We start from the raw sequence: 21,674 nt of genomic DNA on the forward strand, positions 1-21,674 counted from the left end.
CTTCAGAACGCGGCAAGCATGTCATCGAACAACTGGTTGGCGGTGTTGATCACCTTCATGTTGGCCTGGTAGGCCTGCTGGTAGGTCATCAGGTTGACCGCCTCCTCGTCCAGGCTCACAGCGCTGACGCTGTCGCGCTGTGACTGCGCCTGCTGGGTCACGGCGGTAGCGGACTTGAAGTCAGCCTGGTTCTGCCGACTGTCGCTGGCGACCCTACCGAGCAGGCCGGCGTAGGCATCGTTGAGGGTGACCTGGCTGCCGTCCAGGGTAATGGTCTGGTTCTTCAGGTCGAGCAGATCCAGCAGCACTTCGTTGTTGCCGGTCTCCCCCGCCACCGAAGAGAACGCCAGCTGTTCGGCGGTCAGCGGTTCGATACGCAGCAAGGCGGTGGTGCTGGCGGGGTCATAGACGAACAGCGGCTGGCCGGGGTTGCCGTTGAGATCGAAGCCTGTGGCGAGCACGTCGTTGACCATCTGCGCCAGCTGGCTGGCCATGTCGTGCAGGGCGTCCAGGTTCGGCCGCAGGCTGTTGTACTCGACGTCATACAGGCCGCCGAACGCGCCGCCGAAACCATCCTGACGCAGCGGGAAGCTGGTGCCGGCGAAGGCCAGGCTGACTTCCTGCTCACCCGTGGCGGTCATCGCCACCTTGAGCTGGCCGGCGGTCGGACCGGCCACCAGCGGCTGACCGTTGGCCAGGGCGACGCTGACCGAGCCGTCCGGGGTCTCGTTGACGCGCAGCTTGGCGAACTGGCTGAGTTCGCCGATCAGGCTTTCACGGTGATCACGCAGTGCGGTGCTGTCACCCTTGACCGACTCGGTCTCGACGATCTTCTTGTTCAGCAGCGCGATGTTCTCGGTCAGGCCGTTGATCTCGGTGGCCATGGCGGTGCGCTGCTCCTGCAGCGCCTTGACCTGCGCATCGATGTTGCTGCTCAGACCGTTGAAGCGCTGCGCCAGGTTGCCGGCCTCGCTGATGATCTGCTGACGCAAGGCAATGGAGCCCGGCGTGGCGCTGGCTTCACTGAGCGCGGCGAAGAACTGGTCGAGGCCGGCGCTGATGCTCGAACCGGTGCCGGACATCAACGCTTCCAGCGCGGTCAGGTACTGCTGCGAGGCACCGTAGAAGTTCTCCTCGGTGGTCGCGCGCCACAACTGCTGGTTGTGAAATTCGTTGGTCATGCGGCGAATGCTGATCACCTCGACACCGCCGCCGACGCTCAAGCCACCCTGCCCGGCCAGCGACCCGGTGATGGTCTGTAGGCGGCTGAAACCGGGCGTATTGACGTTGGCGATGTTCTGCCCGGTAGTGGCCAGGGCGACCTGGCTGGCACGCACACCGCTGTAGGCGATCTGGTTGAGGATGCTCACGACTTAGGACTCCTGACGCTCGAAGCGCATCGGCTGAGCGAAGGCCGCCAGACGCGGCGCACGGGCATCGTCGGCAGCGGATTGGGCTGTTACTGAAGACAGGGCGACGGAATCTGCGGTGGACTTAAATCCGTCGCGCGTCAGCACCTGCTTGCTGGCGACAGCACCGAGCAACAGGCCACTGTCGGCACTCAAGGCACTGGCCAGTTGCTGGCGGGTCTGCGCGCTGAGCGAGGTCTGCTGCTGTACTTCGTTCTTGACCGGTGTTTCGCGGCTGGCCAGATCGCCGAGAATCTTGCGCGTGTAATCGCGGGTTTCCTGGAAGGGAATGCGCTCGATCCAGGCACCGGTAGCGATCTCGCCACTGCGCGGGTCGCCGTTGACCTTCAGCCATTCGTCGACGCGGCCAGGGCCGGCGTTATAGGCAGCCAGCGCCAGCGCCTGATGGCCGTCGTAACGCTGCAGCATCTTGTCCAGGTAGGCGCTGCCCAGGCGCTTGTTGTACTCGGCATCAGTGGTCAGGCGCGCTTCGCTGAACGGCAGGCCGAGTTCGGCGGCCATCTCCCGCGCAGTGTCCGGCATCAGCTGCATCAGACCGCGTGCACCCTTGGGCGATACGGCATCGATACGACCGGCAGACTCCTGCTGGATGACGCGATCGACCAGCGCAAGAAAGCCTGCCGAGCCCTTGTCCCAGGCCTTGCCCAGCCCATCGACGCCGCGCTGCCAGGTCGCGCGCAGCGGCTCCAGCAGGCTGCTGGAGGAACGCTGCGGCAGTTCCGCAGAACGGGCAGCGGCTGCGGCCACCTCCAGATCCGGCGCCTGGGACGCCGCGCCGGACAGTTGCTTGACCAGCATGTCGGCGATGCCGGTCTGCTTGCGCCCGGCCAGGGTCTCGGCCAGCACCTCGTCGTAGAAGTCGCGCATGGTGTCCATCTCGCGACTGCGCATCGGGTTGCCTTCGGCGAGCACGTCGCTGGCCTTGCGCATCTGCTTGAGGATCTGTTGCAGGAACAGCGCCTCGAACTGCTCGGCCGCGGCCTGCAACTGCTGTTCACGGGCGGTGCCGATGCCATCGGCGCTGCCACGGTGGCTGTTCATGTGTTGGGCGAGGGAAACGATGCTCATGGCTCAGATCACGATCAGTTCAGCGTTGAGGGCACCGGCCTGTTCCAGCGCCTGGAGGATGCTCATGACATCGTCCGGGGTGGCGCCGAGGCTGTTCACGGTGTTGATGATGCTGTCCAGGCTGGCGCCGTCAGGCCACTTGAACATGGCGTTCTTGTCCTGACTGACAGCCACATCGGAGCGCGGCACCACGGCGGTCTGGCCGCCGGAGAAGGCATTGGGCTGGCTGACCTGGGGGTTCTCGCTGATAGTCACGGTCAGCGTGCCATGGGCCACGGCGGCGGCCTTGACGCGCACACCCTGGCCAACCACCACGGTGCCGGTACGACTGTTGAACACCACACGCGGCCGCTCGCGGCCCTCTTCCACCTCCAGGCCTTCGAGCATGGCCATGAAGCCGATGCGCTGGGTGCTGGTAATGGGTGCGCGAATGGAAATCTTGGTCGAGTTCAGGGCGCTGGCGGTGCCGCTGCCGAAGCGGCCGTTGACCGCTTCGACCACCCGCGCGGCGGTCTGGAAGCTGGGCTGGCGCAGGTTGAGCATGACGTCGTCGCGGGTGCTGAAGTCGCTGGGGATCATGCGCTCGACGGTGGCGCCATTGGGTACACGACCACTGTTGGCGGAGTTGATCGCCACGCTGGAGCCGCTCTGCCCAGTGGCATTGAGGCCGCCAACGACGATGGCACCCTGGGCCAGGGCATAGGTTTCGCCGTCGACGCCCTGCAGCGGGGTCATCAGCAACTGGCCGCCACGCAGGCTCTTGGCATCGCCCAGCGAGGCGACGGTGATATCCACGGTCTGCCCCGGGCTGTAGGACGGCGGAATTTCTGCGGTCACGGTTACCGCCGCGACGTTCTTCAGCTTGGGATCGACGTTCGGCGGCAGGTTGATGCCGAACTGCTTGATCATGTTCGCCACCGACTGGCTGGTGAAGCGCACCTGGTTCTTGTCGCCGGTGCCGTCGAGGCCTACCACCAGGCCATAGCCGATCAGCTGGTTGCCGCGAATGCCTTCGATGTCCACCAGGTCCATCAGCGGCACGGCCTTGGCCAATAGCGGCCAGCTCAGGACACAGGCGACGAGAATACGTTTGATCATGGTCTGGGCCTCAGAGCGGGAACAGCGGGCTGGTGAAGAAACGCGTCAGCCAACCGGCCGAATTGCTGTCGCTGAGCACGCCGCGCCCGGCGTAGGAGATGCGCGCGTTGGCCACGTTCTGCGAGGACACCTGGTTGGTGCGGTTGATGTCGTCCATGCGCACCAGGCCGACCAGGCGGATGTATTCGTCGCCCTGGTTCAGGCGCAGGGCCTTCTCGCCCTTGATCAGTAGCGTGCCGTTGGGCAGCACCTGATGCACGGTCACCGCGATGGAGCCGCGCAGGGTGTTCTGCTGCGAGCTGCGCGCCGAGCCATTGAAATCGCGCTCGGCCTCGGCGGAGCTTTCCAGACGGTCGTAGGTATTGCCCAGCACCGTGGGAATACCGACGGACACGCCCGAGCTCTTGCCGAAGCTGGTGCCGGCGCTCTTGCTCGACTGGGTGGACTCGTCGAGCACCACGGTAAGGATGTCGCCGACCCGCACCGCACGCTTGTCGCCGATCAACGAGCCGCTGTAGCCACTGCGAAACAGCCCGCCACCAGTGCTCGGTGGCACGCTGTAGTCCAGTTGCAAGGGTTCGTACTGGCTCGAGTCTTCGTCGGGCAGCATCTCGTTGAAGCTGGCGCAACCACCCAGGGTCAGGAGCAGAGCGAGCGGGATCAGGCGCTTCATGGCAATCACACGGTCTGGTTGAGGAACTGCTGCATGCCCGACGCGGCGTCGAGCACCTTGGCGTTGGCCTCGTAGGCGCGCTGGATGGAGATCATCGCCACCATCGCCTCGACCACCTGCACGTTGGAGCCTTCCAGCACGCCCTGCTTGAGGTTGCCCAAGCCTTCTTCGCCGGGCACGCCCTCGACCGGCTCGCCGCTGGCCACGGTTTCGCGGTAGAGGTTGCCGCCGAGCGCTTCGAGGCCACTCGGATTGGTGAAGCTGACCAGGGTGATCTGGCCCAGCTCCGAAGGCAGGGTATCGCCGGCCAGCACGGCGGTGACGATGCCGTCGCTGCCCACGGTGAAGCGGCTGCTACCGGCCGGCACTTCGATGGCCGGCGTCAGCGGCAGGCCCTGGGAGTTGACGATCATGCCTTCGGCATTGAGCTGCAGTTGGCCGTTCTCGGTGTAGTAGATGTCGCCGTTGGGCGCTTCCACCTGGAAGAAGCCGGCGCCGATGATGGCCAGATCCATCGGCTGGCCGGTGGTCTGGATGCTGCCTTCGGTGAACACCTTCTGCGTGCCGGCCACGCGCACACCGCTGCCGAGCTGGATGCCCGAAGGCACGGTGTTGACCTCATCGGCCTGCGCACCCGGCTGCAGTTCAATGGCGTAGAACAGGTCCTCGAACACCACGCGGTCGCTCTTGAAGCCATTGGTGTTGACGTTGGCCAGGTTGTTGGCCACGGCGCTCATGGCCTTGTCCTGAGCAGCCAGGCCGGTCTTGCTGACCCAAAGTGCGGAACTCATGTCGTGTCTCCTCTATACCTGTAGCCCGGATGCAATCCGGGGAAATCGTTCCCGGATTGCATCCGGGCTACGTAGTGGTGTTCTGTCAGCGCTCCATACCGACTGACGTCGAATCCTCGACGCTACGCCGTATCTGTAGGAGCGAGCTCGCTCGCGATCAGGGGCAGCGGGTTCGCCAGCAAGCCGGCTCCTACCCTCGCCCCCTCATCAACTGCCGCGAATCATCCGGTTGCCGGCTTCGGACAGGTCCTCGGCGGCCTTCATCATCTTCACCTGGGTCTCGAACAGGCGGTTCAGGCTCATGGTCGCCACCAACTGATCGATGGCGCCGACGTTGCTGGCCTCCAGGTAACCGGAGACCAGCACCGGCGTTTCCATGTCCTCGGCCGGCTGACCGTCGGTGCGCGCCAGCAGGCCGCTGGCATCCTTGGTCAGGTCGGCGGCGTCGACATCCACCACGCGGATGCGATCAACCTCGGCGGTTACGAAGTCACCACGCGGGATCACCGAAACGGTGCCGTCACGACCAATGTGCAGGCTGTCGTACTCGGGCAGCACGATGGGGCCGCCCTCGCCCAGCACGGCGCGGCCGTTCAGGGTCAGGCGCAGCTCGGCATCGACCTGCAGCGCGCCGTTGCGCGTGTAGCGCTCTGCACCGCCATCGCCTTCGACGGTGAACAGGCCACGGCCCTGGATCGCCACGTCGAGATCACGGCCGGTCGCCATCAACTCACCGGGGGCGAGGTTGACGCCGTTGTTCTTCACCCGCACCAGGTGCCGGCTGTCGTAGCCGTAGCCTTCCACGGCGACGGCCTGGGCTTGCTCCAGGTCGGCACGAAAGCCGGGCGTGTTGACGTTGGCCAGGTTGTTGGCGCGCACTGTGAGCGAGCTCATGGTGCGGCTGGCGGCAGTCATTGCGGTATAACCGAGACGGTCCATGGGTCAGCCTCAGATCGCGCCGAACAGCACTTGGGTGAGTTCCTTGTTGGTGGTCAGCACCTTGGTGTTGGCCTGGTAGTTGCGCTGGCCCTCCATCAAACCGACCAGTTGCTGGGTCAGGTCGACGTTGGAGTTCTCCAGCGAACCGGCCACCAGCTCGCCGAACGGACCGACACCCGGCACGCCGATCAGTGCAGCGCCGGAATCGGCGGTCTCCACCCAGGCGGTGCCGCTGATGTTCTTCAGGCCGCCAGCATTGGCGAAGGTGGCCAGCGCCACCTGGCCCTGGAGCATGCGCTGGCCGTTGCTGTAGTTGGCGTAGACCATGCCGTCCTTCTCCACCGCCAGACCGGTCTGCTCGCCTGCGGCATAGCCGCTGGCGCGGTTGCTGGTGACGACGAAGTCGGAGCCGTACTGGCTGGAGTTGCTGTAGTCGATGGCGATGTTCATCGGGTCGACGCCCGGCAGGGCGAAGCCGACGTTGACCGGGCCAACCGGCGCGGTGAGCGTGCCGTTGGTGCCGAAAGTCAGTGCCTGCGGGCCGCCGACAGCGGTGTTGCCCTGGTAGTAGTGGGCATCCCAGGTGTTGGCGCCAGTCTTTACGAAGTACTGGGTCAGGGTGTGTTCCTTGCCCTGGGAGTCGAACACCTTGGTGGTGTAGGTGGAGTTGTAGGTATTCACGTCCGCCGGGTCGAACGGCGCAGTGGCCGGCACGGTCTGGTTGGAGTCCAGGTTCATGACGAAGGCCAGGGTGTCGGTGGCGCGGGCCGGCAGGTTGGCGTTCTGCAGTTGCAGGTCGCCCATGGCGCCGACCAGCAGGTTGCCGGCGGCGTCCACTGGATAACCCTGCAGGGTCTGCCCGGCAGCGTTGACGATGTTGTTGTCCTTGTCGGCGCCGAACACGCCGGCGCGGGTGTAGCTCAGGTCGCCGTTGGTATCACGGGTGACGAAGAAGCCACCGCCGGAGATGGCCAGGTCCAGGCTGCGCCCGGTGGTCACCAGGGACCCGCCCTGGCTGATGCTCTGAGTGGTGGCCAGCACTTCCACGCCCATCGCCTGGCTGTCGGCGTAGATGCTGCCGAACTCGGTGCGCGAGGACTTGAAGCCGGTGGTGCCGGCGTTGGCGATATTGTGGCTGATGGTGTTGAGCTGTTCGTTGACGGCGCTGAGGCCGGTCATGGCGATGTTGAAACTCATGGCGACTGGACCTTTGAATTGAACGAGTAGGAGGGTTCAGAGCAGACCGGCGGTCTGCGTCTGGCCGAATTCGGTGATGTTGTAGAAGGGCACGGTGCCAACGCCGACGACTTCCAGCACAGGCCCTTCGGCGCTGACGCGCACCTGGGTGACGCGACCGGCCACCTCGACCTTGGGGTACTCGCCGCTGTCGCTCTTGACCTCGACCTTGTAGCTGCCCGGCGCCAGGCCAAGGGCCTCGGGGTCCAGCTCGAAGGGCACGCGCCCCGGCGCCTGGCTGCCAAGCGCGATCTCCTTCTTCACGCCATTGCTGTCGGTGACCACCAGAGCCAGCGTGCCGGCGGCATGCTCCAGGTTGATCTCACCCTTGACCTTGTCCGCACCCAGCTCCAGTTGCTCGGTCGCTACCTTCACTTCCTGGCCGACCAGACCAGCGGCGGTGAGGGTCTGCAGGTTGTCCAGCAGCACCAGGTTGCTCTTGCTCAGCGAGGCCATGTTTTCCAGGCTCTTGACCTGGCTCATGGCGGCGAACTGATTGAGGAACTCAGTGCTGTCCACCGGTTTGGTCGGGTCCTGGTTCTGGATCTGCGCGACCATCAGGGTGAGAAAGTTGTTTTCCAGCTGGGTCGCGTCGCTGACGTTGACCGACTGCTTCACCGCCTCGTCGATGCTGTAAGCGGGATTGTTCTGGCTGTTATTGCTGACCGTGGTCATCAGGATTCTCCGAGCTTGAGCAGGCCCTGCTGCATGCTTTTCAGGCGATTGAGCACTTCGACGCTGGTCTCGAAGCTGCGGGTGGCCGACATCATGTCGGTCATCTCTTCGATCTGATCGATGTCGGCGTAGAACACGTAGCCCTGGTCGTCGGCCAGGGGATTGTCCGGCTCATAGCGGCGCACCGGTTCACGACCGGCGGTGACCACATCGAGCACCTGCACATGGGCGCCGCCCATGCCTGCGCTGCGGGTCAACTGGTCGTTGTTGTAGACGGCAGCGAACACCGGCTTGCGTGCCTGATACACGTCCTCGGCGCTGGCAGCGGCCGAATCGGCGTTGGCCAGGTTGCTGGCCACCGTGTTGAGGCGCACGGTCTGCGCGTTCATCGACGAGCCGGCGATGCGGTAGATGGAGTCGAAAGCCATGATCAACGCCCCTCGATGGCCTGTTTCAGGCCACGGAATTTCATGCTGAGAAAGGTCAGGCTGGTCTGGAAGTCCATGCTGTTCTTGGAGAACGCGGCCTGCTCCACACTCAGCTCGACGCTGTTGCCGTCCTGTGACGGCTGGGTCGGTACGCGGTACTTGAGATCCGCGCTGCTGGCGGCGAATGCGGGCTGCGAGTCGAGCTGCCGCATCTCGCCAGCAAAATCGATGTCACGGGCGAGAAAGCCCGGGGTGTCTTCGTTGGCCAGGTTGGCAGCAAGGATTTCGCTGCGCTGCATACGCAGTTCGATCGCTCGCGAATGCAGGCCCACCACGTCATCAATCCGTATACTCATTTACCGGTACCCTTAACCCAAGGTTGTGCCCAGGTGCCTTCAGCACAAAGCGTGCCCAACCCAGTAGAGAGCCGTATCACATTGATTTTAAAGGCATTTAAAAGACATAAAGACGACTTCCGCGTCGCCTTCCTTCCGCATCGAAGCGCGGCCTGGAGGAAAAGCGGAAAGGGCTTTTCCGCCTGGGTGTCGACGTTTTTCCTCCTTGCCCTGCTGCCGCTGAGCGCTGCGTACGGCGAGACCGATGCCACCAGCCAGATCGACCAGGCCGTGACCGCACACATGCAGCAGATGCTGACTGAAGAAGCCAGGCGTCAGGCCTGGCAAGGGCAGCGCCACAGCCTCGATATCACCCTGCTCAATAGCGCCGAGCGCCTGCCGGCCTGTACCCAGGTGCTGAGCGTGACAGTCAGCAGCGACGATCCCTCTCCCCTGTCACGTCAACGCCTGGACCTGAGCTGCGCCGATGCGCCCGGCTGGAGCGTCACGGCCCTGGTGCAAGCCAGCGTGTTCCTGCCGGCCGTGCATGCCGCCCGCGTGATCGAACGCGGCCAGACCATCACCGCCGAACAGCTGCAACTGCAGGAAGTGAACGTCGGCAGAGCCTCACGCGGCTTCTATAACAGCGTCGACGAGGTGATCGGCCAGGGCGCCAAGCGTCGCCTGCGCGCCGGCCAGTTGATCGCGCCGAATCTGCTCGCCGCGCCCCTGCTGATCCGTCGCGGCCAGCAGGTGACCATCATCGCCAGCCAGGACGGTATCTCCGCGTCGGCCACCGGCGAAGCCCTGGCCAATGGCCGCGAAGGCGAGGTGATCCGCGTGCGCAACCTCGGCAGCCAGAAGGTGATCGAAGCACAGGTCGTGGAAGAAGGAGTGGTGACCAGCATCTTCAGGTAGGGTGTCATGCCACGTGGGAGGCGCTTCAGCGGCGAGCGGCTCTGGCAGATCGCGGCTAAAGCCCCTCCCACAAGTATGTAGGGCGGGTGCAACCCGCCACCGTTAGATGGCTCCCACGCTCCGCGTGGTAGCCCCTGTATGGGCGCTCTGCGCCAGTTCACGGTGTGCGTCTGTATTGCGGCAGACGCGGAGCGTCTGGGCTGCGTTTCCACGCGGAGCGTGGGAACGATCACCCGCCACCATCATCAGCCGGGTTTCTAGATGGCTCCCAAGCTCTGCGTGGTAGCCCCTGTATGGGCGCTCTGCGCCAAGTCACGGTGTGCGTCTGTCTTGCGGCAGACGCGGAGCGTCTGGGGCCGCGTTTCCACGCGGAGCGTGGGAACGATCACCCGCCACCATCATCAGCCGGGTTTCACCCGCGCTACGCCCAGCCTTCCAGACGCATGGTCGCGCGCACCAAGCGCTGCTCTTCCTGCTCGATCTCCTGCAGGTTGTCGCGGATGCTGTTGATGTGGTCGCGCGCGGCGCGCTGCGCCTGTTCCGGCAGGCGTTCGATCACTGCGTGGTACAGCCGCGAATGCTGACGGTCGATCTGCCGCTTCTGCGCCGGGCGGTGGTAAAGGTTGTTCACCGAGGCGAATACGGTGCTCAGCATCAGGTCGGTCAGCGACTGCAGGGTGTGCACCAGCACCGGGTTGTGCGAGGCCTCGCAGATGGCCAGGTGGAAGGCGTGGTCGAGACGCGCATGTTCGCGCGGGTCGACCGGATTTTCCTGCGCATGGGCCGCCAGCATTTCTTCGTAACGCCGGGTCAGCAGGACGAAATCCGCCTCGGTGCCACGCAGCGCCGCCAGGCGCGCCGACTCGCCTTCGAGCAGACCACGCACCTCCAGCAGGTCGTACAGGGTGCGCGGTTGCGAGTTGAACAGGTGCATCAGCGGGCTGGCGTCGCGCTCGCCGCTGAGCTTGGCCACCCGCGAATCACGGCCCTGAGCGGTGTCGATGATGCCGCGACCGCGCAGCACCTTGAGCCCTTCACGCAGCGCCGAACGGGAGATACCCAGTTTCTCGCACAGGCGCCGCTCCGACGGCAGTGGCTGCCCCACCTTGAGCACGCCGTCCACGATCAACCGTTCGATACGCTCGGCCACCACATCGCTGACCTGTCGCCGTGCGACGCCTTGTTGCCCGTCCATTCGCCACCTCCGCAGAACTGGTCGTACCAATTTTTAAGGACCACCTTAGACCCTGTGGATGTCGACAGGCAAGCCACGCGGGATAAGACCTTAGCCCCATCCATGGTGAAAGCCTGACGAAAGAAACTGGTCCTACCAGCATCAAAGAGGATGGACGTAAAAATGCTGGCGGCCTAAACATGCGGCCCAAGGTCGCGGCATGACCGCCAATAACAACAACGTCCACGATTGAGCCTGCCATGAGCATTCTGTACGACGAGCGCGTCGACGGCGCGCTACCCACGGTCGACAAGGCCGCCCTGCTGGCGGAGTTGCGCCAGCGCCTGCCTGACCTCGACATCCTGCACACCCAGGAAGACCTCAAGCCCTACGAGTGCGACGGCCTGTCCGCCTACCGCACCACGCCGATGCTGGTAGTGCTGCCCGAGCGCATCGAGCAGGTGCAGCAGTTGCTCAAGCTCTGCCACGCCCGTGGCGTACCGGTGGTGGCGCGCGGCGCCGGTACCGGCCTGTCCGGCGGCGCACTGCCGCTGGAAAAGGGCATCCTGCTGGTGATGGCGCGCTTCAACCAGATTCTCGAGATCAACCGCGAAGGTCGCTTCGCCCGGGTCCAGCCCGGCGTGCGCAACCTGGCGATTTCCCAGGCCGCCGCGCCCTTCGACCTGTATTACGCCCCCGACCCGTCCTCGCAGATCGCCTGTTCCATCGGCGGCAACGTCGCCGAGAATGCCGGCGGCGTGCACTGCCTGAAGTACGGCCTGACCGTGCACAACCTGCTCAAGGTCGACATCCTCACCGTCGAGGGCGAGTTCATGACCCTCGGCAGCGAAGCTCTGGACGCCCCCGGTTTCGACCTGCTGGCGCTGTTCACCGGCTCCGAGGGGATGCTCGGCATCGTCACCGAGGTCACCGTCAAGCTGCTGCCCAAGCCGCAGGTGGCCAAGGTGCTGCTGGCGGCCTTCGACTCGGTGGAAAAGGCCGGGCGCGCGGTCGGCGACATCATCGCTGCCGGCATCATTCCTGGTGGCCTGGAGATGATGGACAACCTGGCCATCCGCGCCGCCGAGGACTTCATCCACGCCGGCTACCCGGTAGAGGCCGAAGCCATCCTGCTGTGCGAACTGGACGGCGTGGAAGCCGACGTGGCCGACGACTGCGAGCGGGTGCGTGAGGTGCTGGAAAAGGCCGGCGCCACCGAAGTGCGCCTGGCCCGCGATGAAGCCGAGCGGGTGAAATTCTGGGCCGGCCGCAAGAACGCCTTCCCCGCGGTCGGGCGCATCTCGCCGGACTACTACTGCATGGACGGCACCATCCCGCGCCGCGAGCTGCCCGGTGTGCTGCGCGGCATCGCCGAGCTGTCCGAAGAGTACGGCCTGCGCGTGGCCAACGTGTTCCATGCCGGCGACGGCAACATGCACCCGTTGATTCTTTTCGATGCCAACGTGCCTGGCGAGCTGGAGCGGGCCGAGGCCATCGGCGGCAAGATCCTCGAACTCTGCGTCAAGGTCGGCGGCAGCATCACCGGCGAGCACGGCGTGGGGCGCGAGAAGATCAACCAGATGTGCGCGCAGTTCAACAGCGACGAAATCACCCTGTTCCACGCAGTGAAGGCGGCGTTCGACCCCAGCGGCCTGCTCAACCCGGGCAAGAACATTCCCACCCTGCACCGCTGCGCCGAGTTCGGCGCCATGCACGTGCACCACGGCCAACTGCCCTTCCCGGAACTGGAGCGTTTCTGATGTCGCATGATTTCGACGCCAGCGCCGCGTTGCTGGAACAGGTCAACCACGCGCTCAACAGCGCCACGCCGCTGCGCATCCAGGGCAGCGGCAGCAAGGCCCACCTGGGCCGCGCCACCAGCGGCGAGGTGCTCGACACCCGGCTGCACCGTGGCATCGTCAGCTACGACCCGACCGAGCTGGTACTCACCGCTCGCGCCGGCACGCCACTCACCGAAATCGAGGCGGCGCTGGAGGCCAACAACCAGATGCTGCCGTGCGAGCCGCCGCACCTGGGCGATGGCGCCACCCTCGGTGGCATGGTCGCTGCCGGGCTGTCCGGCCCGCGCCGGCCCTGGGCCGGATCGGTGCGCGACCAAGTGCTCGGCACCCGCGTGATCACCGGCCAGGGCAAGCTGCTGCGCTTCGGTGGCGAGGTGATGAAGAACGTCGCCGGCTACGACCTGTCGCGCCTGATGGCCGGCAGCTTCGGCTGCCTCGGCCTGCTCGCCGAAGTGTCGCTCAAGGTGCTGCCCAAGCCGCGTCAGGTGCTCAGCCTGCGCCTGGAAGTGGACGCCCTGCATGCACTGAACAAGCTCGCCGAGTGGGGCCAGCAGCCGCTGCCGATCAGCGCGGCCAGCCACGACGGCGCAGCGCTGCACCTGCGCCTGGAAGGTGGCGAGGGCTCGGTACAGGCCGCACGCCAGCGTCTCGGTGGCGAAGAGATCGACAGCGGTTACTGGCAGCAGCTGCGCGAACAGCGCCTGCCGTTCTTCAGCGGCAGCGGCACGCTCTGGCGCCTGTCGCTGCCGGTGGGCAGCGGCCTGCTCGACCTGCCCGGTCGCCAGATGATCGACTGGGGCGGCGCGCAACGCTGGCTGAAGACGGACGCCGATGGCGAGCTGATCCAGCGCGTGACGGCCAAGCTCGGCGGCCATGCCACCTGCTTCGCTGCCGGCCAGACGCAACCTTTCCAGCCGCTGGCTGCACCGCTGCTGCGCTACCAGCGCCAGCTGAAGAACCAGCTCGACCCCCAGGGTATTTTCAACCCTGGCCGCATGTACGCCGAGGTATAAGACGTGCAGACCAATTTGAGTGAACAGGCCAAACGCCTGCCGCGCGCCGAGGAAGCTGAACGCATCCTGCGCTCCTGCGTGCATTGCGGCTTCTGCAACGCCACCTGCCCGACCTATCAGTTGCTCGGCGACGAGCTGGACGGCCCACGCGGGCGCATCTATCTGATCAAGCAGATGCTCGAGGGCAACGAAGTCACGGCCAAGACCCAGCAGCATCTGGATCGCTGCCTGACCTGCCGCAACTGCGAAACCACCTGCCCGTCCGGTGTGCAGTACCACAACCTGCTGGATATCGGTCGCGAAGTGGTCGAGCAGGCGGTGCCGCGGCCGCTGAACGAACGCCTGCTGCGTCAGGGCCTGCGCGCTGTGGTGCCACGACCGGCGCTGTTCAGGACGCTGACCCAGACCGGCCTGGCCCTGCGTCCGCTGCTGCCGGCCGCGCTCAAGGCCAAGCTGCCGCGCGAGATTCGCCCAGCCAAGCCGCGCCCGGCGCAGCAGCACACCCGCCGCGTACTGATGCTCGAAGGCTGCGTGCAGCCGGGGCTGTCGCCTAACACCAACGCTGCTACCGCGCGCGTGCTGGATCGCCTCGGCATCAGCGTCACGCCGATTCGCGAAGCGGGTTGCTGCGGCGCCGTGGACTATCACCTCAACGCCCAGGAAGCCGGCCTGCAACGTGCGCGGCAGAACATCGACGCCTGGTGGCCGGCCATCGAGGCCGGCGCCGAAGCCATCGTGCAGACCGCCAGCGGCTGCGGCGCCTTCGTCAAGGACTACGGCCATCTGCTCGCCGGCGATCCGGCCTATGCCGCCAAGGCGGCGCAGGTCAGCGCATTGGCCAAGGATCTGGTCGAGGTGCTGCAAAGCGAGGCGCTGGAGAAGCTGCAGGTACGCGCCGAGCAGCGCCTGGCCTTCCATTGCCCCTGCACCCTGCAGCATGCGCAGAAGCTTGGCGGCGCAGTGGAAGGCGTGCTGAGTCGCCTTGGCTTCGGCCTGACTGCCGTACCGGACGGCCACCTGTGCTGCGGCTCGGCCGGCACCTATTCGCTGACCCAACCAGAGCTCTCCAGGCAACTGCGCGACAACAAATTGAACGCCCTGGAAAGCGGCAAGCCCGACGCCATCGTCACCGCCAATATCGGCTGCCAGACCCATCTGGACGGCGCTGGCCGCACACCGGTGAGGCACTGGATCGAAATAGTCGAAGAGGCCATGCACTGATCGCCGTAGCCCGGATGAAATCCGGGACAACGAACGCCGTAAATCCCGGATTACATCCGGGCTACGAAACCACGAATACGAGGTATGCCATGCAACAGAAAGCCGTACTCAGCCAGAACGAAGTCGCCCAGATCCTCCAGGCGGCCCGCAGCGAAGCGCAGCAACAGGGCTGGGCCGTCGCCATCGCCGTGGTCGATGACGGCGGTCACCCGCTGGCCCTGGAACGCCTCGACGGCTGCGCGCCGATCGGCGCCTACATCGCCACCGAGAAAGCGCGCAGCGCCGCCATTGGCCGCCGCGAAACCAAGGGCTACGAGGACATGGTCAATGGCGGGCGCAGCGCCTTCCTCAGCGCGCCGCTGATTACCTCGCTGGAGGGTGGCGTGCCGGTCCTGGTGGACGGCCAGGTGGTGGGCGCCGTCGGCGTGTCTGGAGTCAAGGCCGAGCAGGATGCGCAGGTGGCCAAAGCAGGTATTGCGGCCCTTTAAACATGCGGCGCAGCCGCCAACTGATGCCCTTCTCCCTCCGGGAGAAGGTGGCACGAAGTGCCGGATGAGGGGCTTTTGCAACGCAGCCGCCAACCGATGCCCTTCTCCCTCTGGGAGAAGGTGGCACGAAGTGCCGGATGAGGGGGCTTTTGCAACGCAGCCGCCAACTGATGCCCTTCTCCCCCTGGGAGAAGGTGGCACGAAGTGCCGGATGAGGGGCATTTGCAACGCAGCCGCCAACCGATGCCCTTCTCCCCCAAGGGGGAAGCTGCCACGAAGTACCAGATGAGGTTTTTTTGCAACGCAGCCGCCAACTGATGCCCTTCTCCCCCTGGGAGAAGGTGGCACGAAATACCGGATGAGGGGCATTTGCAGCGCACCGCCATAACCCCTCACCCCCAGCCCCTCTCCCAAAGGGAGAGGGGAGCGAATAGACAGGAGAACAGAAAAATGACCGAACGCGTGCAATGTCAGCGCCTGCAGGTAGCCGCCGAGCTCAAGCAGTTCATCGAACACGAAGTGCTGCCCGGCAGCGGTATCGAGGCTGCGGCCTTCTGGAGCGGTTTCGACGCGCTGGTGCACGATCTGGCGCCACGCAACCGTGCGCTGCTGGTCGAGCGCGACCGCCTGCAGACCGAGCTGGACGCATGGCATCGCACCAACCCCGGCCCGATCCGCGACATGAACGCTTACCGTGCCTTCCTCGGCACCATCGGCTATCTGCTGCCACAGCCAGAGAAGGTCAAGGCAACCACCGCCAACGTCGACAGCGAAATCACCAGCCAGGCCGGCCCGCAACTGGTGGTGCCGGTGATGAATGCACGTTACGCGCTGAACGCTGCCAACGCCCGCTGGGGCTCGCTGTACGACGCCCTTTACGGTACCGACGCGATCAGCGAAGAGGGTGGCGCGAGCAAGGGCCCCGGCTACAACGCAGTACGCGGCGCCAAGGTGATCGCCTTCGCCCGCGCCTTCCTCGACCAGGCGGCGCCTCTGGCTAAGGGCTCGCACGCCGACGCCAGCGCCTATGCCGTGGTCGCCGGCCAGTTGCAGGTCACCCTGAGCAGCGGCGCGCAGGCCTCCCTGGCACAGCCGGAGAAATTCGTCGGTTTTCAGGGCGATGCGGTCGCACCGAACGCGGTGCTGCTGAAGAACAACGGCCTGCACTTCGAGATCCAGATCGACGCGGACAGCCCCATCGGCCGCACCGACGCAGCGGGCGTCAAGGACGTGCTTATGGAAGCGGCGTTGTCGACCATCATGGACTGCGAGGATTCGGTGGCCGCCGTCGACGCCGCTGACAAGGTGGTGATCTACCGCAACTGGCTGGGCCTGATGAAAGGTGACCTGGCCGAGGAACTGGACAAGGGCGGCAAGCGCATCACCCGCCGCCTCAACCCGGATCGCACTTACACCGGCGCCGACGGCAGCGAACTGACCCTGCACGGTCGCTCGCTGCTGTTCGTGCGCAACGTCGGCCACCTGATGAGCAACCCGGCCATCATCGATGGCGAAGGCCATGAGATTCCCGAAGGCATCCTGGATGCCGTGGTCACCAGCCTGATCGCCCTGCATGACCTCAAGCGTCGTGGCAACTCGCGCACCGGCAGCGTCTATATCGTCAAACCAAAAATGCACGGCCCGTTCGAAGTGGCCTTCGCCAACGAGCTGTTCGGTCGCGTCGAACAGTTGCTGGGCATGCCGGCCAACACCCTGAAGATGGGCATCATGGACGAGGAGCGGCGCACCAGCGTCAACCTCAAGGCCTGCATCGAGGCCGCCAGCGCGCGCGTGGCCTTCATCAACACCGGTTTTCTCGACCGCACCGGTGACGAGATGCACACCGCCATGGAAGCCGGCGCCATGCTGCGCAAGGGCGATATGAAATCCAGCGCCTGGATCCAGGCTTACGAGCGCAACAACGTGCTGGTCGGCCTGGCCTGCGGGCTACGGGGCAGGGCGCAGATCGGCAAGGGTATGTGGGCCATGCCGGACCTGATGGCGGCCATGCTCGAACAGAAGATCGGCCATCCGAAAGCCGGCGCCAACACTGCCTGGGTGCCCTCGCCGACCGCTGCCGTGCTGCACGCCCTGCACTACCACAAGATCGACGTGCAGGCGGTGCAGAGCGAGCTGGAGCTGATCGACCTGGCCAGTCAGCGCGACAGCCTGCTGAATGACCTGCTCAGCGTACCGGTCAGCGCCGAACGCTCCTGGAGCGCCAGCGATATCCAGCAGGAGCTGGACAACAACTGCCAGGGCATCCTCGGTTACGTGGTGCGCTGGGTCGAGCAGGGCGTGGGCTGCTCCAAAGTGCCGGATATCCACAACGTCGGCCTGATGGAAGACCGCGCCACATTGCGGATTTCGGCTCAGCACATCGCCAATTGGCTGCACCATGGCGTGGTCAGCGAGGCCCAAGTGCGCGAGACGCTGCAACGCATGGCGCAGGTGGTCGACGGACAAAATGCCGGCGATCCGGCCTACTGGCCAATGGCACCGGGCTTCGAGAAATCCCATGCCTTCCGAGCCGCCAGTGACCTGGTGTTCAAGGGCCGCGAGCAGCCGTCCGGCTACACCGAGCCGCTGTTGCATGCCTGGCGTTTGCGTTTCAAAGAGGAGGTTTGAGCATCTCACCGATCATGTAGGAGCGGCGCCCCGCCGCGAAGCAGGAGAAAAGCTTCGCCCCGGGCGGGGCTCCTACACAAGGGGGTTAACAACCGTGGATGGCTCTTGACGCCTCCACGGAGCAGTAGCAAGCCCTGACGGTTTCTGACCGTCGGGGCTTTCGAGCATGAGCGCGACGATGGGGGCTCCCTGCCGTCGTAGCTCGCGGAAAGGTCGGTGCCGTGGCGCCCGGCCCTTCCAGATGCGTGGCGCCGGGTGTCCCCGGAAAATTGTGGTTCACAAGAAAAAGAAGGAACCAACCCATGAGTCAAACGCTGCTGTCCATCCTGGCCTTCGTGCCACTGGTGCTAGCGGGTGTACTGCTGATCGGCTTTCGCTGGCCAGCCAAGTACGCGATGCCGCTGGTGTTCGTCCTCACCGCCGTGATCGGCCTGCTGGCCTGGGACATGTCCCTCAACCGGGTCATCGCCTCCAGCCTGCAGGGGCTGATTCTCACAGCCTCGATCCTGTGGATCATCTTCGGCGCGATCCTGCTGCTGAACACCCTCAAGCACTCCGGAGGTATCTCGGCGATCCGCCGGGGCTTCTCCAATGTCAGCCCGGATCGCCGCGTGCAGGCGCTGATCGTCGCCTGGCTGTTCGGTTGCTTCATCGAGGGCGCTTCCGGTTTCGGCACCCCGGCTGCCGTGGCCGCACCGCTGCTGGTAGCCCTGGGCTTCCCGGCACTGGCTGCGGTGGTGCTGGGGATGATGGTGCAGTCCACACCTGTCTCCTTCGGTGCGGTCGGTACGCCGATTCTGGTGGGTGTCGGCGCCGGCCTGGATAGAACCGGCATCACCGAACAACTGGTGGCCACCGGCAGCACCTGGGAAACCTTCTTCCACCTGATCTACTCGCGCGTGGCCATCACCCACGGTCTGATCGGTCTGCTGATGCCGCTGATCATGGTGATGATCATGACGCGCTTCTTCGGCAAGAATCAGAGCTGGAAGGAAGGCCTGGCCGTCGCACCGTTCGCCATCTTCACCGCCTTTGCCTTCTCCCTGCCGTACATGGCTGCCGGCGTGTTCCTCGGCCCGGAATTCCCCTCGATGATCGGCGCTCTGGTCGGCCTGGCCATCGTGGTGCCGGCCGCCAAGGCCGGCTTCCTGCTGCCGAAGGAAACCTGGGACTTCGCTGATCCCAAGGACTGGCCGTCCGACTGGATGGGCAAGATCGAGATGAAGCTCGACGAGGTGGCCGGCAAGGCGCCGATCTCCGTCCCCATGGCCTGGGCGCCCTACCTGTTGCTCGCCGTGTTCCTGGTGATCTCGCGTACCTTCCCTGAGGTGAAGGCAGCCCTGATGAGCCTGAGTTTCGGCTGGAAGGATATCCTCGGTGAAACCGGCGTATCCGGCACCATCGAGCCGCTTTTCCTGCCGGGTGGCATCCTGTGCATGGTGGTGCTGGTGACCTTCTTCCTGCACCGCATGCGCTTTTCCGAGCTCAAGGCGGCAGTGGGCGAGTCGAGCAAGACCCTGCTCGGTGCCGGCTTCGTGCTGATCTTCACCATTCCCATGGTGCGTATCCTGATCAACTCGGGCGTCAACGGCAGCGACCTGATGTCGATGCCCGTGGCCATGGCACAACTGGTGGCCGACAGCGTCGGCGGCGTGTATCCGTTCTTCGCGCCGGCGGTCGGCGCATTGGGCGCCTTCATCGCCGGCTCCAACACCGTGTCCAACCTGATGCTGTCGCAGTTCCAGCTCAACGCGGCGGAGCTGATCGGCGTATCCGGGGCGATGATGGTGGCGGTGCAATCGGTCGGTGCAGCGGCGGGCAACATGATCGCCATCCACAACGTGGTGGCGGCATCGGCGACCGTTGGCCTGCTCGGACGCGAAGGCATCACCCTGCGCAAGACCATCCTGCCGACGCTCTACTATCTCGCCATGGCCGGCGTGATCGCGCTGGTGGCGATGTATGGCATGGCGCTGACCGATCCACTGATGAGCAGTCGCTGACTTCTGGCGGGTCGTGCACTGCACGACCCGCCTTTGGTTGGCCACTGGCTGGCAGCGATTGCCGCCGGCCGGCTTGGCGCATCAGTGCAATTGCGGTAGCTTGCGTCGCGCAACACCGTGAGATTGGCCTGAGGTTTTTATGAAAAAGTGGCAATGCGTGGTCTGTGGACTGATTTACGACGAGAGCCAGGGCTGGCCGGATGACGGCATCGCTCCCGGCACCCGCTGGGAAGACGTGCCAGAAGACTGGCTATGCCCTGACTGCGGCGTCGGCAAGATGGATTTCGAAATGATCGAAATCGGCTGATCACGTCTGGTTTTCACAAAACGGCGACCCTCGGGTCGCCGTTTTCGTTTGCCGCGACGCCCCGTAGGGTGCGCCGCGCGCACCACGAGTCGCCAGTACAACAGCCGGTGCGCACAGCGCACCCTACGCAGGACAGCCCGTACCCGCGGCGCAAGTGTAGCCTTGTAGCCCGGATGCAATCCGGGGATGGAGGACTGCGGCGTCGGCAAGATGGATTTCGAAATGATCGAAATCGGCTGATCACGCCTGGTTTTCACAAAACGGCGACCCGAGGGTCGCCGTTTTCGTTTGCCGCGACGCCCCGTAGGGTGCGCCGCGCGCACCTCGAGTCGCCAGCACAACAGCCGGTGCGCACAGCACACCCTACGCAGGACAGCCCGTACCCAGCCGCAGGTGCACAGGTGCAGAAAAAATCGCCAGCGCCATTTAATTAGCGCCATAAGCCGGTCGCCCTTCACTTACAGCAGGCAATCACAGCCAGCTTCACTCAACTGAAGGAATTATCATCATGGCTCTGTCGATTCATACCAACTACTCCTCGCTGATCACCCAGACCAACCTGGGCAAGACCAACAACGCCCTGAGCACCAACCAGCAGCGTCTGGGCACTGGCCTGCGCATCAACTCCGCTGCCGACGACGCCGCCGGCCTGCAGATCGCTACCCGTCTGAACGCCCAGTCGCGCGGCATGGACGTGGCCATGCGCAACACCAGCGACGCGGTATCGCTGCTGCAGACCGCCGAAGGCGCCTTCAGCGAAATGACCGATATCGTTCAGCGCATGAAAGACCTCGCCACCCAGTCCTCCAACGGCACCAACGCCCAGGCTGACCGTGACGCCCTGCAAGCCGAATACGACGAGCTGGGTAAAGAGCTGGCCAACATCATGACCAACACCAGCTACGCTGGCGATGCCCTGTTCGGTCTTGACGGTGCTACCGGCAAGTTCGGTGCCGCCGCCGTGACCTTCCAGATCGGCGCCACCACTGCCGAAACGCTGGAACTGGACGCTACGACTCAGTCCGCTGCCCTGGGTACCGCCCTGGACGGCCTGTCCAGCAACTACACCACCCCAGGCACTGCCGGTACCGAAATCGCCACCGCCGCTGGCGCCAACACCATGATCGACACCATCAACACCGCTCTGGACGACATTGGCGCCATGCGCGCCGCCTTCGGTGCCAACATCAACCGCCTGAACCACACTGCCAACAACCTGGCCAACATGAAGGACAACACCGACATGGCCAAGGGCCGCATCATGGACGCCGACTTCGCCAAGGAAAGCGCCAACATGAGCAAGAACTCCATGCTGATGCAGTCGGGCATCTCCATGCTCAAGCAAGCCGGCCAGATGCCGGGCATGGTCATGTCCCTGCTGGGCTGATCCCGCGTCATCCAGGCGCAAAGGATTGCGCCGCTTCCCCCCAACGCCCCGCTCCAGCGG

At 64.9% G+C, this 21,674-nt stretch carries 20 protein-coding genes; 9 read left to right on the plus strand and 11 right to left on the minus strand.

The window, feature by feature from the left end; all coding sequences use genetic code 11:
• Positions 1 to 2: 2 nt before the first annotated feature.
• The 10 genes from flgK to flgB form a co-directional block, all read right to left on the minus strand.
• A complete protein-coding gene (gene flgK, locus GV002_RS02615; protein ID WP_160016926.1) occupies positions 3 to 1,370 on the minus strand; it encodes a flagellar hook-associated protein FlgK in 1,368 nt (455 codons plus the stop codon).
• 3 nt (positions 1,371 to 1,373) lie between these two features.
• A complete protein-coding gene (locus tag GV002_RS02620; protein ID WP_160016927.1) occupies positions 1,374 to 2,498 on the minus strand; it encodes a lytic transglycosylase domain-containing protein in 1,125 nt (374 codons plus the stop codon).
• A gap of 3 nt (positions 2,499 to 2,501) precedes the next feature.
• Positions 2,502 to 3,596, minus strand: coding sequence for a flagellar basal body P-ring protein FlgI (locus GV002_RS02625; protein WP_160016928.1), 1,095 nt, complete (start codon positions 3,594 to 3,596; stop codon positions 2,502 to 2,504).
• 10 nt (positions 3,597 to 3,606) lie between these two features.
• Positions 3,607 to 4,269 carry a flagellar basal body L-ring protein FlgH gene (flgH, locus tag GV002_RS02630; protein WP_160016929.1) on the minus strand — a complete coding sequence of 221 codons (663 nt, stop codon included), beginning with the start codon at positions 4,267 to 4,269 and terminating at the stop codon, positions 3,607 to 3,609.
• Positions 4,270 to 4,274: 5 nt separating this feature from the next.
• Positions 4,275 to 5,060 (minus strand): flagellar basal-body rod protein FlgG, encoded by a 786-nt coding sequence (gene flgG / locus GV002_RS02635; RefSeq protein ID WP_072423629.1) that lies wholly within the window; start codon positions 5,058 to 5,060, stop codon positions 4,275 to 4,277.
• Positions 5,061 to 5,267: 207 nt separating this feature from the next.
• Entirely contained in the window at positions 5,268 to 5,999 is a 732-nt protein-coding gene (locus GV002_RS02640) for a flagellar basal body rod protein FlgF (protein WP_160016930.1), read from the minus strand.
• Between the two features lie 9 nt (positions 6,000 to 6,008).
• Positions 6,009 to 7,196: a flagellar hook protein FlgE gene (gene flgE, locus GV002_RS02645; protein ID WP_160016931.1), complete on the minus strand. Its 1,188-nt coding sequence runs from the start codon at positions 7,194 to 7,196 to the stop codon at positions 6,009 to 6,011.
• Positions 7,197 to 7,232: 36 nt separating this feature from the next.
• Positions 7,233 to 7,910, minus strand: coding sequence for a flagellar hook assembly protein FlgD (flgD, locus tag GV002_RS02650; protein WP_160016932.1), 678 nt, complete (start codon positions 7,908 to 7,910; stop codon positions 7,233 to 7,235).
• Positions 7,910 to 8,338, minus strand: a complete 429-nt coding sequence (flgC, locus tag GV002_RS02655) for a flagellar basal body rod protein FlgC (RefSeq protein WP_160016933.1) — start codon at positions 8,336 to 8,338, stop codon at positions 7,910 to 7,912. The genes flgD and flgC overlap by 1 nt, the downstream gene beginning before the upstream one ends.
• Before the next feature lie 2 nt (positions 8,339 to 8,340).
• A complete protein-coding gene (gene flgB, locus GV002_RS02660) occupies positions 8,341 to 8,694 on the minus strand; it encodes a flagellar basal body rod protein FlgB (protein ID WP_160016934.1) in 354 nt (117 codons plus the stop codon).
• 186 nt (positions 8,695 to 8,880) lie between these two features.
• Here flgB and flgA point away from each other — a divergent pair, with 186 nt between their 5' ends.
• Complete coding sequence (gene flgA, locus GV002_RS02665; protein ID WP_256667018.1) at positions 8,881 to 9,591, plus strand: flagellar basal body P-ring formation chaperone FlgA; 711 nt, start codon at positions 8,881 to 8,883, stop codon at positions 9,589 to 9,591.
• Between the two features lie 421 nt (positions 9,592 to 10,012).
• Here the strand turns inward: flgA and glcC are convergent, their stop codons facing one another.
• Complete coding sequence (glcC, locus tag GV002_RS02670) at positions 10,013 to 10,786, minus strand: transcriptional regulator GlcC (RefSeq protein ID WP_072423634.1); 774 nt, start codon at positions 10,784 to 10,786, stop codon at positions 10,013 to 10,015.
• 239 nt (positions 10,787 to 11,025) lie between these two features.
• Between glcC and glcD the strand changes: the two genes are divergently transcribed.
• The 8 genes from glcD (at position 11,026) to lafA (ending at position 21,614) form a co-directional block, all read left to right on the plus strand.
• The gene (gene glcD, locus GV002_RS02675; protein ID WP_160016935.1) at positions 11,026 to 12,525 is read left to right on the plus strand and encodes a glycolate oxidase subunit GlcD; all 1,500 of its coding nucleotides are present in this window, start codon (positions 11,026 to 11,028) and stop codon (positions 12,523 to 12,525) included.
• Positions 12,525 to 13,580, plus strand: a complete 1,056-nt coding sequence (gene glcE, locus GV002_RS02680) for a glycolate oxidase subunit GlcE (RefSeq protein WP_160016936.1) — start codon at positions 12,525 to 12,527, stop codon at positions 13,578 to 13,580. Before glcD ends, glcE begins: the two co-directional genes overlap by 1 nt.
• Before the next feature lie 3 nt (positions 13,581 to 13,583).
• Complete coding sequence (glcF, locus tag GV002_RS02685; RefSeq protein WP_160016937.1) at positions 13,584 to 14,801, plus strand: glycolate oxidase subunit GlcF; 1,218 nt, start codon at positions 13,584 to 13,586, stop codon at positions 14,799 to 14,801.
• Positions 14,802 to 14,890: 89 nt separating this feature from the next.
• Positions 14,891 to 15,289: a heme-binding protein gene (locus GV002_RS02690; RefSeq protein ID WP_160016938.1), complete on the plus strand. Its 399-nt coding sequence runs from the start codon at positions 14,891 to 14,893 to the stop codon at positions 15,287 to 15,289.
• Positions 15,290 to 15,739: 450 nt separating this feature from the next.
• Positions 15,740 to 17,917, plus strand: a complete 2,178-nt coding sequence (locus GV002_RS02695; protein WP_160016939.1) for a malate synthase G — start codon at positions 15,740 to 15,742, stop codon at positions 17,915 to 17,917.
• Positions 17,918 to 18,219: 302 nt separating this feature from the next.
• Positions 18,220 to 19,920 (plus strand): L-lactate permease, encoded by a 1,701-nt coding sequence (locus tag GV002_RS02700; RefSeq protein ID WP_160016940.1) that lies wholly within the window; start codon positions 18,220 to 18,222, stop codon positions 19,918 to 19,920.
• A 139-nt stretch (positions 19,921 to 20,059) separates the two neighbouring features.
• Entirely contained in the window at positions 20,060 to 20,227 is a 168-nt protein-coding gene (locus GV002_RS02705; protein ID WP_003242223.1) for a rubredoxin, read from the plus strand.
• Positions 20,228 to 20,735: 508 nt separating this feature from the next.
• Positions 20,736 to 21,614: a lateral flagellin LafA gene (gene lafA, locus GV002_RS02710; protein WP_160016941.1), complete on the plus strand. Its 879-nt coding sequence runs from the start codon at positions 20,736 to 20,738 to the stop codon at positions 21,612 to 21,614.
• Positions 21,615 to 21,674 lie beyond the last annotated feature (60 nt).

Origin of the sequence: Pseudomonas sp. 8O (assembly GCF_902506495.1) — a bacterium.
Taxonomy (GTDB): domain Bacteria; phylum Pseudomonadota; class Gammaproteobacteria; order Pseudomonadales; family Pseudomonadaceae; genus Aquipseudomonas; species Aquipseudomonas chaetocerotis.